Origin of the sequence: Chryseobacterium amylolyticum (assembly GCF_051011775.1) — a bacterium.
Taxonomy (GTDB): domain Bacteria; phylum Bacteroidota; class Bacteroidia; order Flavobacteriales; family Weeksellaceae; genus Chryseobacterium.
Map to the genome: position 1 here is coordinate 253,619 of NZ_JBPCHX010000007.1, position 12,460 is coordinate 266,078.

Below are 12,460 nucleotides of genomic sequence, written 5' to 3' on the forward strand. Positions count from 1 at the left end.
GAAGTATTTTTATGTATTTAAAATTACTGGGCTATCCGACATCCTCATAATATAAACTATTCAAAAACCACGAATAACACAAATATTTTTCACGAATAACACCAATAAACAGTTCAACAGAATCAATAGGAACGGGCTAAAGCCCGTTCCTATTGAATTAAAGCGTAGTATCATAATATTTTACGTTTTCTGTTGTTGTATGTCCTGCTATAATATGTAAAAAGAAAACCGTCCTTACAGACGGTTTCATATTTACCAGTTTTTATCGATCATGTAAATGATCTGTGTCAAAGCCGTAGCGCCCAGTAAAAGCTCTCTTCGGTTCACCTTTTCAAAAGTATCTTCTACAGTATGGTGAATATCAAAATAACGCTGAGAATCCGGCATCAGTTCGGCTGCGGGGATACCCATATCGTGAAGCGGGTAGAGGTCCGTTCCTGAAAACCGCTCTTCAAAATTATAAACGCCGTAAGGGAGAAACAGGTTTGACCAGCTTTTGATCTGGTTTCTTTTGACATCATCCATATCCAGGGCAATTCCTCTCGGTGCAAAACCTCCGGCATCTGTTTCTATGGCAAAAAGATGTTTTTCATTCTTCTCTTTTACTGTCTTACCATACTGAATTCCGCCTTTTACTCCGTTTTCTTCATTGGCAAAACATACAACCCTGATGGTATGGTTATTTTGTATCCCTAATTTTTTAAAGGTTCTTAGAACCTCAATGCTTTGTACAATCCCGGCTCCGTCATCATGAGCACCTTCACCTACATCCCAGGAATCAAGGTGTCCGCCGACAACAATAACGCTTTGATCTTTTTTACCCGTGATTTCACCAATAACAGAATGGGAGAGTTTCTCCCCTTTCATTCCACAGTTGGAATTGAGTTTTGCTGTGACTTTCTGATTTTTTAATAATGCTTCCAGTTCATCTGCTGTAGTACTTCCGATGGCTACAGCCGGTATTCTGGAAACCTTGTCTTCATAGCGCATTGCTCCGGTGTGGGGAACATCGTCAAATGCGGAAGAAAGAGATCTTACGATAGCAAATTTACCTCCTTTTTTGGCTGTCAGAGAAGCCGCTGTAGTTCTGTATTTGGCAGCATCACCATATGCTTTGAAAGTTTCTATGAAAGACTGGCTGAAAGCATAGTTGAAGAATACAATTTTATCTTTCACCTTTTCAGCGGGAAGCTGATCATATTCTTCCATAGATTTTACCATGATAATTTCTCCTGAAACATCTTTTCCTCCCGTTCCTTCCGAGTTTCCAAGGGAAAGCATTTTAAGGCTTTTCCACTTTCCGTTCGAAGTCTGGATGTGCAGGGATTCTTTTCCTCTTACCCAAACCGGGATCATCACCTCCTGAAGCCATACTTTATCTGCTCCGGCATCACGGAGTTTTTGTTCAGCCCATTTTACGGATTTTTCATACGCCTCAGACCCGCTTAAACGATGCCCGATATTCTTTGTAAGCTCTCTCAGCTCAGTATATCCTTTTCCGTTGTTGAGGATTTCTGTGGAGATTTTTCTGAACTGAATGGAATCTTCTTTAGACTGGCCGAAAGAAAGCATTCCAAAAAGTAATAATGAAGTTCCTAATATCTTTTTCATTGTTTTACCAATTTTTATCAATCATATAAATAAGTTGTGTCATTACTGCAGCACCGAGCAGCAGTTCTCTGCGGTTGACTTTTTCAAAAGTGTCTTCTTCGGTATGGTGAATATCAAAATAACGCTGTGGATCGGGCACCAGTTCAGCAGTGGGAACTCCCATTTCATGAAGCGGAGCGATATCCGACCCGGAATATTTTCCTTCAAAGTTATAAACGCCATATGGTAAGAACAGATTTACCCAGCCTTTGATCTGGTTTCTCTGAGGATCGTTCATTTCCAGGGAAATCCCTCTGGGTGAAAAGCCTCCGGCATCCGATTCTATAGCAAAAAGATGTTTTTCATTGTTTTCTTTCGCTGTTTTGCCATATTGTTTTCCTCCTTTTGTTCCGTTTTCTTCGTTGGCAAAGCAAACCGCACGGATGGTGTGGTTATTTTGTATCCCTAATTTTTTAAAGGTTCTTAATACCTCAATACTCTGAACAATTCCGGCTCCGTCGTCATGGGCACCTTCGCCTACATCCCAGGAGTCAAGGTGTCCGCCCACAACAATAACGCTTTGATCTTTTTTGCCTGTAATTTCCCCGATAACGGAGTGGGATAGCTTTTCTCCCTTCATGCCACAATCGGAATTGAGTTTAGCAGTGACCCTATGTTTCTTTAATAACGCTTCAAGTTCATCAGCCGAGCTATTTCCAATGGTTACAGCCGGTACTTTGGGAATGTTTTTATCATAACGCATGTTTCCTGTGTGGGGAACATCGTCAAAGGCAGAAGAAAGAGATCTGACGATGGCAAATTTGCCACCTTTTTTAGCTGTTAAAGAAGCTGTGGTCCGTCTGTAAGCACTTGCATCGCGGTAAGATATGAAAGTCTGTACATTTCCCTGATTAAAAGGGTAATTGAAAAAGACAATTTTACCCTTTACTTTTTCAGCGGGAAGCTGATCATATTCCTCCAGTGATTTTACCATAATAATCTCTCCCGATACATCTTTTCCTCCCGTACCTTCAGAATTTCCAAGAGAAAGCATTTTGATACTTTTCCATTCTCCTTTGGCGGTTTGAATATCCAGGGATTCTTTTCCTCTTACCCAAACCGGGATCATGACTTCCTGAAGCCATACCTTATCAGCTCCGGCATCACGGAGTTTCTGTGCTGCCCACTGAACTGATTTTTCATACGCTTCTGACCCGCTGAGACGGTTTCCTATAGTTTTGGTAAGTTCTCTTAATTCATTGTATCCTTTTCCGTTGTTCAGAATTTCGGTGGAAATTCTTTTGAACTGTATAGAGTCTTCTTTGTACTGGCCATATGCGGCCATTCCAAAAAGTAATAATGATGTTCCTAATATCTTTTTCATTGTTACCAGTTTTTATCAACCATAAAAATCATCTGTGTGATGGCAACCGCTCCGAGCAGAAGTTCTCTTTTATTCACTTTATCAAAAGTATCCTGTTCGGAATGATGGTAATCGAAATATCTTTGTGTATCTACAACAAGCTCTGCCAGGGGAATATCAAGTTTTTTCAAAGGTGAAATGTCCTGAATGGCCTCTGTCTGGTCAAAATCATAAACCCCGTAAGGAAGAAAGTATTCTTTCCACGGGTACACCAGTCTTCTTCTCTGGGGTGACATATCCAAAGAAAATCCCCGTGGAGAAAATCCTCCGGCATCAGTTCCTAAAGCAAATACATGTTTTTCATCTTTCTTTTTCACATAAGCAGCATACATTTCGCGGCCCTGTCCTCCGTTTTCACTGTTGGCATATAAAACTACCCTGATAGTGTGATTATTTTCGTATCCAAGTGCTTTCAATGTCCTTAAAACTTCAATACACTGGACAACACCTGTTCCGTCATCAATGGCGCCTTCGCCAACATCCCAGGAGTCAAGCTGGGCACCTAAAACAATTACTTTGGAATCTTTTTTGCCCTGAATCTCAGCAATGATATTGGGATTTGTAGTATCGCTTTTAGACTGGGCGGTCATATTGATTTTAGCAGTAACTTTTTGTTTTTTCAGGGTTTTTTCCAATTCATCCGCAGATTTTACCCCGATAGACAAAGCCGGAATTTTAATTTTATCATCCGGTTCGTAATAAATCATTTTGGCATGTGGAGTGTCATCACCGGCGGTTGTCAACGATCTTATAATTAATGCTTTTGCGCCTGTTTTGGCAATGACAGAAGCGGAAATTAATTTTGATTTTGCCGTTTGTAAATAGGAATCACTGGTATTGATAATCTTCGGATCCATAGGAACATTCACAAAAACTATTTTGTCCTTTAACTGGCCTACTGACATGGCGTTAAGCTCCGAAGTGGAATTAATTAAAACAATTTCACCTGTCAGGTCTTTTCCGCCTGTTCCTTCAGAGTTTCCAAAAGAAAGCATCCTGATATTTTTCCAGTCTCCGTTTCCGGCTTTTATCTGCAGCGATTCTTTTCCTCTGATCCAAACCGGGGTTTTGGCTTCCTGCCGCCAGATCATGTTTATGCCGATTTCCTTAAATTTTTTTTCTGCCCATTCTACCGCTCTTGCATATCCTGGCGTGGCACTGAAACGCGGCCCGATTCCTTTGGTAAGTTCTCCCAGGTTTTCATAAGCGGCACCGTTGGTCATAATTTCATCCGAAATTTTTCTGAACTCATCATGATAATTGAATTTGGCAACCGTTCCTTTTTTTGCCGGATTTTTTTGTGGCTTTTTTTGAGAAAATAAAAATCCACTCAAAAAGAGTGGAAGTATAATGAATATTTTTTTCATTTATTATTTACCTTTCTTTTTCCTTTGATAAAATTAGGGAAAAAATAGGAATTTATTAAGGTTTCATATCATACATTACTAAGGCTGTAATCAATTTTGGCTCAATAAATGTACATTTCGGAGGCATGCTTAGTTTTAAGTCTGAAATTTTAATCATATCATTAAAACTTACAGGATAAATTCCGAAACCTACCTTGCCTTCGCCGTTATCCACTTTTTCTTTCAGAATATTGATTCCGTTGATATTGGAGGTTCCTTTTACATAAGAAATAAGCTCAGAGCTGTCCGGATCTTCAATTTTCAGAATATTTTTGAAAATATACTTGTCCAGAAGGTGGTGATCCAGATTGTCCAGAGACATTTCCTTGGAACGAAGATCATGCTTTACGTGAAGAGAGTAAAACTTACCGTCCATATACATCGAAATGTGGAACTTTTGAGAAGGGTAGTATGGTGTTTCTCCTTTTTCGTGAATAAGGAAATACTGTTCGAGCTGCTTCAGGAAATCTTCCGGCGAAGTACCATTCAGATCGTGTAAAATTCTGTTATAGTCATGAATCTTAATAGACTGGTTGGAAACAATAAAGCTGTATACAAAATTGTAATGCTCTGTACCGTTATGTTTTTTGTTTTTCTCTTTATGGTATTTGGCATTTAATGCTGTAGATCCGATTCTGTGGTGTCCGTCAGCAATGTAGAACGAATCAATCTGATCAATCACTTCTTTAAACTGCTGCAGCTTCAGACGATTGTCAATTCTCCATATTTTGTGTCTGATACCAAGCGAATCCACATGGTTGAAGATAGGAACATTTTTTTCCTCATGGTTCATCAGCAATTCAATCTTTGAATTGGCCGGATAGGTAAGAAGCACAGGTTCTGCCTGCAGATTTACCTTTTCAAGGTAATGGGCCAGTTTTTCCTTTTTCTGCGGAATGGTACTTTCATGTCTTTTGATTTTTCCATTCCAGAAATCTTCAATACTTGCCAATCCCAGAAGTCCTCTGAACATCTGTTTGTTGGGATAGATCTGCTCATAAAGATAATAGGCTGAATTGTCCTGGACCAATTTTTTTTCTTCCAGAAGTTCTTCAAATGTAGAACGGATCTTTCTCAGGTTCCGGTCAATATCTTTGGATTTACTTACAACATAAGGTTTGATCATATTGATGTAAGTATTTTCAACTTGAGCTTTCTCTGCAATCTCTTCCTGGGTAAAATTATCCAGTGGATGGGTAGGGAAAGTACTCTCAAAGTCTCTATGAGGTCTTATTCCACGGAAAGGTTTAAAAACAGGCATATTTATCTTATAGTTTCTTTTTGTAGCTTAATAATTTGTTCTGCAAGTTCAATACCGATTTTCTCCTGTGCATCTACTGTATTTCCGCCTACGTGAGGGGAAAGTGATAATGCAGGATTCATCAGTAAAGGTAATTCGGGGCTCGGTTCGTTTTCAAAAACGTCCAGTGCCGCTCCGGCTACTTTTCCTGATTCGATAAAATCAATCAGTGCCACTTCATTGATGACACCTCCTCTTGCAGTATTTACAATATAGACTCCGTCTTTCATCTTTTCAAACTGAGCGGTGTCCAGAATGTATTCATTCGTTTTCGGCGTATTGATGCTGATGAAATCGGCATCTTTAAGGAATGCTTCCATATCATTGGTGGACGTGATTTCAAAGTGAACTGACTGTCCGTCGAAGAAATTCAGCGTAAGAACTTCTGTTTTCGGACTTCTTGTCAGAACGGTTATTTTCATTCCTAAAGCGATTCCTATTTTTACAACTTCCTGGCCAATACTTCCAAAGCCGATTACTCCTAATGTTTTCCCTGAAAGCTCATGCGCATTGCTGAATGATTTTTTCATCGCATTGAAATGCGTTTCTCCTTCCAGAGGCATCAGTCTGTTGGATTCATGAAGGAATCTTGCCAGTGAAATGAAATGTCCGAAAACCAATTCCGCCACTGATTTTGAAGATGCTGTAGGCGTATTGATGACCTTAATGCCTTTGCTTCTGGCATATTCCACATCAATATTATCCATTCCGATACCGCCTCTTCCGATAATTTTAAGGCCCGGACATGCATCAATCAGATCCTGCCTCACTTTCGTGGCACTTCTCACAAGAAGAACAGTCACATTATTATCGTTGATAAAATTAATAACGTGATCCTGGGCCACTCTATTGTCCAGAATTTCAATTCCGGCTTCTTTCAGAGCGTTTTCTCCTGCTTTTGAGATTCCGTCGTTTGCTAAAACTTTCATTTGTTATTTTTACAGATGTTAGATACAAGATGTCAGAAATCAGACTTTGAGTCTGTTATCCGACATCTGTTGTCTGATATCTTTTTATTTTTTCGGTCGCCTAATATAAGCTATTTTATTGACTTCATTACATCCACCAGAACCTGTACACTTTCAATCGGCAGAGCGTTGTATAAACTTGCTCTGTAACCGCCAAGACTTCTGTGTCCGTTTAAGCCGCTGATTCCGGCAGCTTTCCAGGCATTATCAAATTCTTCTTTCTTGCTTTCATCCGTAATTCTGAAAGAAACGTTCATCAGCGAACGGTCTTCTTTTACGCAGAAAGTTTCGAATAACGGATTATTGTCGATTTCATCATATAAAAGCTTGGCTTTAGCTTCATTTCTCTGTTCTGCTGCTGCAATACCTCCGTTTCTTTCAAGATACTGAAGGGTAAGCAAAGAGGCATACACAGGAAATACCGGTGGAGTATTGTACATGGATTCTTTAGCAATGTGCTGGGAATAATCCAGGATAGAAAACATGTTTTCTCTTCCTGTCTTTCCAAGGATTTCTTTTTTCACCACCACTAAAGTAACTCCTGCAGGCCCCATATTTTTCTGGGCACCGGCATAGATCAGGTCAAACTTGGAAAAATCCAGCTGTCTTGAGAAAATATCAGAACTCATATCACAAACCATCAGTGTATCCACTTCAGGAAAAGATTTCATCTGAGTTCCGTAAATGGTATTGTTGGAAGTACAATGGAAATAATCGTATTCTGACCCAACTGTATAATTTTTAGGAATAAAAGAATAGTTTTCTTCTTTTGATGAACCTACTATGTCTACTGTTCCTACTTTTTTTGCTTCTTTGATGGCTCCCGCCGCCCATGTTCCTGTGTCCAGGTAGGCTGCTTTTCCACCTACTTTCATCAGGTTGTAAGGAACCATTGCAAACTGCAGGCTGGCACCTCCTCCTAAATAAAGTACTTCATAATCATCACCAAGATTCATCAATCTTTTTACAATGGCACGCGCTTCGTCCATTACCGCAACGAAATCCTTGCTTCTGTGGGAAATTTCAAGAAGAGACAATCCGATACCGTTAAAGTCCAAGATAGCCTGTGCTGATTTTTCAAATACCTCCTGTGGTAAAATACATGGTCCTGCGCTGAAGTTGTGCTTTTTGCTCATATTTTTATTTTTTGGTTGCTTTCGGATTGAGATTCCTTTAGCTTTATTTCTGGGTTAAATTGGGATTTTTGGACAAAAAAACCGCCTCACAGATCATGAGACGGAAATTTTTTATTCGCCGTGTAAGAATGCTTTTTTATTAAGCAGAGCTTCTTCAGATTCTACATGATCCTCATCAGGCACACAGCAGTCTACAGGACATACTGCTGCACACTGAGGTTCTTCATGGAATCCTTTACATTCTGTACACTTATCTGTTACAATGAAATATACATCATCACTTACAGGTTCCTGCGGTGCATTGGCATCTACAGTAAGTCCTGACGGCAAAGTAATTGTACCTTGAAGAGCCGTACCGTCAGAAGCTTTCCAATCTACAGCTCCTTCATATATTGCATTGTTTGGGCATTCTGGTTCGCAAGCCCCACAGTTAATGCATTCATCAGTTATTTTAATAGCCATCGCTAATTTTTTTTAAATTTGCACAAAATTACAAAATTTTACCCAATTTTAAAGTAATTATGAATACCGAAAATCAAGTTTTAGGACTTATTAAATTAAGCGATTATATAAAAGCGTTTTTAGCGAAGAAACCGGAGGATCACCATGAAGATGATGCTGATATTGAATTATTGTTAAAAAGATCTGAAATAGAGAACCCGTGGTTTACAGTTGATAATCAGAAATTTGCTTTACGGCAATGGGCCGAAATTCTGACTGAAGACAATATCAGAAACTGGCTTGCCAATTATTCCATTTCTAAAATTTCAAAAAGAGTTGGACTTATTTTAGCGGGAAATATTCCTTTGGTGGGATTTCATGATGTGATTTCCGTGATTCTGGCTCATCATATTCCTGTTATCAAGCTGTCTTCAAAAGATAAATATATGATTCCGTTTTTACTTAAAAAGTGGAATGAGTTTTCCAATGGGAATGTAGCTTTTGAATTTGTAGAAAAATTAGAAAATTTTGATGCCGTTATTGCGACAGGAAGTAACAATACAGCAAGATATCTGGAATATTATTTTAAGAATCATTTGAGCATAATCCGTAAGAACAGGACTTCTGTTGCGGTGCTGAAAGGTGATGAAACGAATGAAGAACTGCAATTGCTGGCAAAAGATATTTTCCAGTATTTCGGATTGGGATGCAGAAATGTAACGAGAATTTTTATTCCGCAGGATTTTGTAATTGACAGGCTGTTTGAGAACTTCCTGGGATTCCAGGATATTATCAATCATAATAAATATGCCAATAATTATGATTATAACAGAGCGGTTTATCTTCTGAATCAGGATAAATTCTGGGATAACAATTTTGTAATGCTGAAAGAAGATGAAAAACTGTTCAGTCCGCTTTCTGTAATCAACTTCAGCAGATATGAATCTTTGGATGATGTGAAAAGCTTTATTGCAGAAAATGAAGAAAATATTCAGTGTGTGGTGGCAAAAGAGGAGTTGGGACTGAATGCAATTCCGTTTGGTGAAGCACAAAATCCGGGACTTGATACGTATGCTGATAATGTAGATACAATGAAATTTTTAGAACTGGTCTGATTTTCGTATCTTCCATCACTTATTTCACCAGAACAAAAATGAATACTATGAAAAAATTATTGCTGGGTCTGGCTCTTGTTGGCGGACAGCTGGTTTTTGCACAGAAAGTAACCGGTGCAAAGGTTGGAAACAGTCCTGAAAAGGAAGTACAGGCTACTATAAGTAAAGAAAAGATCAGTTTGTATGATGATAACTTCCAGAAGTTCGCTGTGGCTTTGCAGGCTTCAGACCGGAAGACTATTGATGGACTGATTTCTGAGAAGGTAAAGGAAATTGTGACGGATGATGTACTTAAGAAAGTCAAAGACGGTATTGATCCCAACAAAAAACTTGAAGTCTTAAAGGCCGGATATTATAAAACAATGGATGGAATCAGTCATCCGAGTATTAAATACAGATATGCAGGAGAATCTTCCAGGGAAGTTATTACTGCTGTATTTGAGGATGACGGAAAAATTCTTGGGGTATTGCCTACGAAATAAGACTTATTTTATTTTCGATTAACAAAAAAATATTAACTATGATGACAGATGTTTTAGTTGCTCATTCTTCAGAGGTGGAGAAGGCAAATTTCTACAGGAAGACGTATTTGCATGTTGCATTATCGATTCTTGCATTTATTGGAGTGGAAACAATATTATTGAAAACAGTTCCGAAGGAAATTATATTTATGATGTTTAGTCAGAAATATATCTGGCTGCTGATTATCGGAGTTTTCTGGCTGGCTTCTGTTTTAGCTTCCAAATGGTCGCTTTCACAAAGCAAATCTACTCAGTATCTGGGATTAGGATTTTATATCCTGCTGGAAGCAATTATCTTTATGCCTTTGCTTTTTATTGCCACCAATATTGAAGGCGGGGCTAATGTAATCTTTCAGGCAGCTACTTTAACCATTGCTATGTTTGCAGGTATTTCTGCTGTGGCATTTACTTCTAAAAGAGATTTTTCTTTCTTAAGAAACATTATTGTAATCGGTGGGTTTATTTCCATAGGACTGATTGCAGGAGGAATGATCTTCGGTTTTAACCTTGGGTTATGGTTTTCAGTAGGAATGGTGATCTTAGCTTCAGCTACTATTCTATATCAGACAAGTAAACTGAAAGACTCTTACGGTACCAATCAGTATGTGGGAGCGGCATTGCAGCTTTTTGCTTCAATTATGCTTTTATTCTGGTATATTCTGAGTATTCTGATGAGCAGAAGAAACTAGCAGATAAAGATCTTTTTATAATAGTCCCGGTGATGCTTTCATCGGGATTCTTCTTTTTAACATAAATGGCGCAACTGATTTCGCAAATGACACGAATTCAATAGGAACGGGCTTTACCCGTTTACATCAATAAATTCCATCCAAAGGCTTTAGCCGAAACTTATGATTATTTAATCCCACGGATTTCACAGATTGACACAGATGATAATGTGTTTTTTGATGAATACCTTTTCAACTGCCTGTTGTATTTGTGAAATTTGTGTGAAAGCATTTGTGGTTTTGTGGTTTTGTGGTTTTGGGAAATTAAACCCAAAAAATCCTGATGAAAGATATCACCGGGATTTTATTGGTTACTCTTTAAAATTTTTACATACAGCTTCCAGCTTCATGTGACCGGTTAGGGTCCTTCGAAGTACATTTACAGTTGAAATAAAGATTCTTAAAGAATAGAAAAAAGTATAGTAATGAGGAAAAACCTCAGGTATTGTATTTTGTGTTTTTATAATTTTTTGATAAAGTTATCAAAAGATTATTTGTCAATTGAACCTAAAACTTTCTGAGCAAAAGAGTTTAAGGCATCTTTCTCGCTCATTCCGTTTTGTACATTGGCGTGAACTTCTAAAGCTCCGCAAATATTGGTGATTAATTCTCCTGCAACATTTAAATCTTCTTCGCTTGTTCCTCTGAACTCGCAGAAACTTTCCAGAACTTCTAATGTTTTTTCAAGATTTTCAGGAGTCTGATTCTGATAAAACTGTCTGATTACGGGTAACTTCATTATGCTAATTCATTAAAAAGGTTAATTAAACTTTCTGCCTGGTTAGACTGAACCTGGTTGACCAGTTCTCCGTTTTTAAAGATGGCGAAGGTAGGTAAATTGTCTACTTTTGCTAATTTTCTGCTTTCAGGAAGCTTTTCTGCATCTACATATAAAAATGGGATAGAATCATTTTCAGCTGCTAATTTTTTGAATTTCGGCTTCATGATTCTGCAGTTTCCGCACCATGTTGCACCATATTGAACAACTACTTTTTCGTTGTCGTTAACTATATTTTGTAATGTATCTTCGGTTAATTCTGTGTACATAGGTTAAATTTTAAGAATTAAAATTTAACAATGTAACAATTTAGTAGGGTATCACTGTGCCAATGAAAAATATCTATTGCAACGCCGATACATTGTTACATTGTTAAATTATTGGATTGTTAAATTGGATTAGTTCTTAGCCAAGTATTCTGCAGTAGAAGTTCTGTCAGCTTTCATCGCTTCTTTTCCTTCTTCCCAGTTTGCAGGACATACTTCACCGTGTTTTTGAACGTGCGTGTAAGCATCAATTAGTCTTAAGAATTCTTTTACGTTTCTTCCTAATGGCATATCATTTACCGCTTCGTGGAAAATTTTTCCGGTTTCGTCGATAAGGTAAGTTGCTCTGTAAGTTACGTTAGAACCTGTGAAAACTTCGTTTCCATCTTCATCATATTCGAAATCCTGATCAACAATTCCCAACGTGTTTGCCAATTGTCTGTGTGTATCAGCTAAAAGTGGGTAAGTTACTCCTTCGATACCTCCGTTATCTTTTGGTGTGTTCAACCATGCGAAGTGTACTTCGTTAGTATCACAAGATGCACCGATTACTTTAGTGTTTCTTTTTTCGAATTCACCTAAAGCCTCCTGGAAAGCGTGAAGCTCTGTAGGACATACGAAAGTGAAATCTTTAGGGTACCAGAATAAAAGAACTTTTTGCTGGTTGTTTACTGCTTCATCAAGGATGTTGATTCTAAGATCGTCACCCATTTCAGACATTGCGTCAATTGTTAAATTCGGGAATTTTTTTCCTACTAAAGACATAATTTTTCTGTTTTTATATTTAA

General features: G+C 38.2%; 13 protein-coding genes. 3 read left to right on the plus strand and 10 right to left on the minus strand.

Annotated elements, in window-relative coordinates:
• Positions 1-252: 252 nt before the first annotated feature.
• The 7 genes from ACR1PO_RS19715 to ACR1PO_RS19745 form a co-directional block, all read right to left on the minus strand.
• The gene (locus ACR1PO_RS19715) at positions 253-1,611 is read right to left on the minus strand and encodes a M20/M25/M40 family metallo-hydrolase (protein WP_433987907.1); all 1,359 of its coding nucleotides are present in this window, start codon (positions 1,609-1,611) and stop codon (positions 253-255) included.
• Between the two features lie 4 nt (positions 1,612-1,615).
• Positions 1,616-2,974, minus strand: coding sequence for a M28 family peptidase (locus ACR1PO_RS19720; protein WP_433987908.1), 1,359 nt, complete (start codon positions 2,972-2,974; stop codon positions 1,616-1,618).
• A 2-nt stretch (positions 2,975-2,976) separates the two neighbouring features.
• Positions 2,977-4,380: a M28 family peptidase gene (locus tag ACR1PO_RS19725; RefSeq protein ID WP_433987909.1), complete on the minus strand. Its 1,404-nt coding sequence runs from the start codon at positions 4,378-4,380 to the stop codon at positions 2,977-2,979.
• 55 nt (positions 4,381-4,435) lie between these two features.
• Positions 4,436-5,680: a DUF1015 domain-containing protein gene (locus tag ACR1PO_RS19730; protein ID WP_433987910.1), complete on the minus strand. Its 1,245-nt coding sequence runs from the start codon at positions 5,678-5,680 to the stop codon at positions 4,436-4,438.
• 2 nt (positions 5,681-5,682) lie between these two features.
• The gene (locus ACR1PO_RS19735) at positions 5,683-6,648 is read right to left on the minus strand and encodes a D-2-hydroxyacid dehydrogenase (protein ID WP_433987911.1); all 966 of its coding nucleotides are present in this window, start codon (positions 6,646-6,648) and stop codon (positions 5,683-5,685) included.
• A 110-nt stretch (positions 6,649-6,758) separates the two neighbouring features.
• Entirely contained in the window at positions 6,759-7,823 is a 1,065-nt protein-coding gene (serC, locus tag ACR1PO_RS19740; protein WP_332387121.1) for a 3-phosphoserine/phosphohydroxythreonine transaminase, read from the minus strand.
• A 111-nt stretch (positions 7,824-7,934) separates the two neighbouring features.
• Positions 7,935-8,285, minus strand: a complete 351-nt coding sequence (locus tag ACR1PO_RS19745; protein WP_002980006.1) for a 4Fe-4S binding protein — start codon at positions 8,283-8,285, stop codon at positions 7,935-7,937.
• 59 nt (positions 8,286-8,344) lie between these two features.
• Between ACR1PO_RS19745 and ACR1PO_RS19750 the strand changes: the two genes are divergently transcribed.
• The 3 genes from ACR1PO_RS19750 to ACR1PO_RS19760 are packed head-to-tail and all read left to right on the plus strand — an operon-like array spanning position 8,345 to position 10,589.
• Positions 8,345-9,379: an acyl-CoA reductase gene (locus ACR1PO_RS19750; protein WP_332387120.1), complete on the plus strand. Its 1,035-nt coding sequence runs from the start codon at positions 8,345-8,347 to the stop codon at positions 9,377-9,379.
• 47 nt (positions 9,380-9,426) lie between these two features.
• A complete protein-coding gene (locus tag ACR1PO_RS19755; RefSeq protein WP_332387119.1) occupies positions 9,427-9,861 on the plus strand; it encodes a peptidylprolyl isomerase in 435 nt (144 codons plus the stop codon).
• Between the two features lie 38 nt (positions 9,862-9,899).
• Positions 9,900-10,589, plus strand: a complete 690-nt coding sequence (locus ACR1PO_RS19760; protein ID WP_433987912.1) for a Bax inhibitor-1/YccA family protein — start codon at positions 9,900-9,902, stop codon at positions 10,587-10,589.
• A gap of 529 nt (positions 10,590-11,118) precedes the next feature.
• Here ACR1PO_RS19760 and ACR1PO_RS19765 read toward each other — a convergent pair.
• The 3 genes from ACR1PO_RS19765 to ACR1PO_RS19775 form a co-directional block, all read right to left on the minus strand.
• The gene (locus ACR1PO_RS19765; RefSeq protein WP_002980002.1) at positions 11,119-11,367 is read right to left on the minus strand and encodes a DUF6952 family protein; all 249 of its coding nucleotides are present in this window, start codon (positions 11,365-11,367) and stop codon (positions 11,119-11,121) included.
• Positions 11,367-11,675, minus strand: coding sequence for a thioredoxin family protein (locus ACR1PO_RS19770; protein ID WP_002980001.1), 309 nt, complete (start codon positions 11,673-11,675; stop codon positions 11,367-11,369). The genes ACR1PO_RS19765 and ACR1PO_RS19770 overlap by 1 nt, the downstream gene beginning before the upstream one ends.
• A 129-nt stretch (positions 11,676-11,804) precedes the next feature.
• A complete protein-coding gene (locus ACR1PO_RS19775; protein WP_002980000.1) occupies positions 11,805-12,437 on the minus strand; it encodes a peroxiredoxin in 633 nt (210 codons plus the stop codon).
• Between the last annotated feature and the right edge of the window lie 23 nt (positions 12,438-12,460).

What these genes read in the sequence shown, in the direction of transcription:
- ACR1PO_RS19745 (WP_002980006.1), bottom strand. Translation starts at nt 8,285, where the DNA reads ATGGCTATTAAAATAACTGATGAATGCATTAACTGTGGGGCTTGCGAA.
- ACR1PO_RS19725 (WP_433987909.1), bottom strand. Translation starts at nt 4,380, where the DNA reads ATGAAAAAAATATTCATTATACTTCCACTCTTTTTGAGTGGATTTTTA.
- ACR1PO_RS19715 (WP_433987907.1), bottom strand. Translation starts at nt 1,611, where the DNA reads ATGAAAAAGATATTAGGAACTTCATTATTACTTTTTGGAATGCTTTCT.
- ACR1PO_RS19765 (WP_002980002.1), bottom strand. Translation starts at nt 11,367, where the DNA reads ATGAAGTTACCCGTAATCAGACAGTTTTATCAGAATCAGACTCCTGAA.
- ACR1PO_RS19755 (WP_332387119.1), top strand. Translation starts at nt 9,427, where the DNA reads ATGAAAAAATTATTGCTGGGTCTGGCTCTTGTTGGCGGACAGCTGGTT.
- ACR1PO_RS19775 (WP_002980000.1), bottom strand. Translation starts at nt 12,437, where the DNA reads ATGTCTTTAGTAGGAAAAAAATTCCCGAATTTAACAATTGACGCAATG.
- ACR1PO_RS19730 (WP_433987910.1), bottom strand. Translation starts at nt 5,680, where the DNA reads ATGCCTGTTTTTAAACCTTTCCGTGGAATAAGACCTCATAGAGACTTT.
- ACR1PO_RS19750 (WP_332387120.1), top strand. Translation starts at nt 8,345, where the DNA reads ATGAATACCGAAAATCAAGTTTTAGGACTTATTAAATTAAGCGATTAT.
- serC (WP_332387121.1), bottom strand. Translation starts at nt 7,823, where the DNA reads ATGAGCAAAAAGCACAACTTCAGCGCAGGACCATGTATTTTACCACAG.
- ACR1PO_RS19735 (WP_433987911.1), bottom strand. Translation starts at nt 6,648, where the DNA reads ATGAAAGTTTTAGCAAACGACGGAATCTCAAAAGCAGGAGAAAACGCT.
- ACR1PO_RS19760 (WP_433987912.1), top strand. Translation starts at nt 9,900, where the DNA reads ATGATGACAGATGTTTTAGTTGCTCATTCTTCAGAGGTGGAGAAGGCA.
- ACR1PO_RS19770 (WP_002980001.1), bottom strand. Translation starts at nt 11,675, where the DNA reads ATGTACACAGAATTAACCGAAGATACATTACAAAATATAGTTAACGAC.
- ACR1PO_RS19720 (WP_433987908.1), bottom strand. Translation starts at nt 2,974, where the DNA reads ATGAAAAAGATATTAGGAACATCATTATTACTTTTTGGAATGGCCGCA.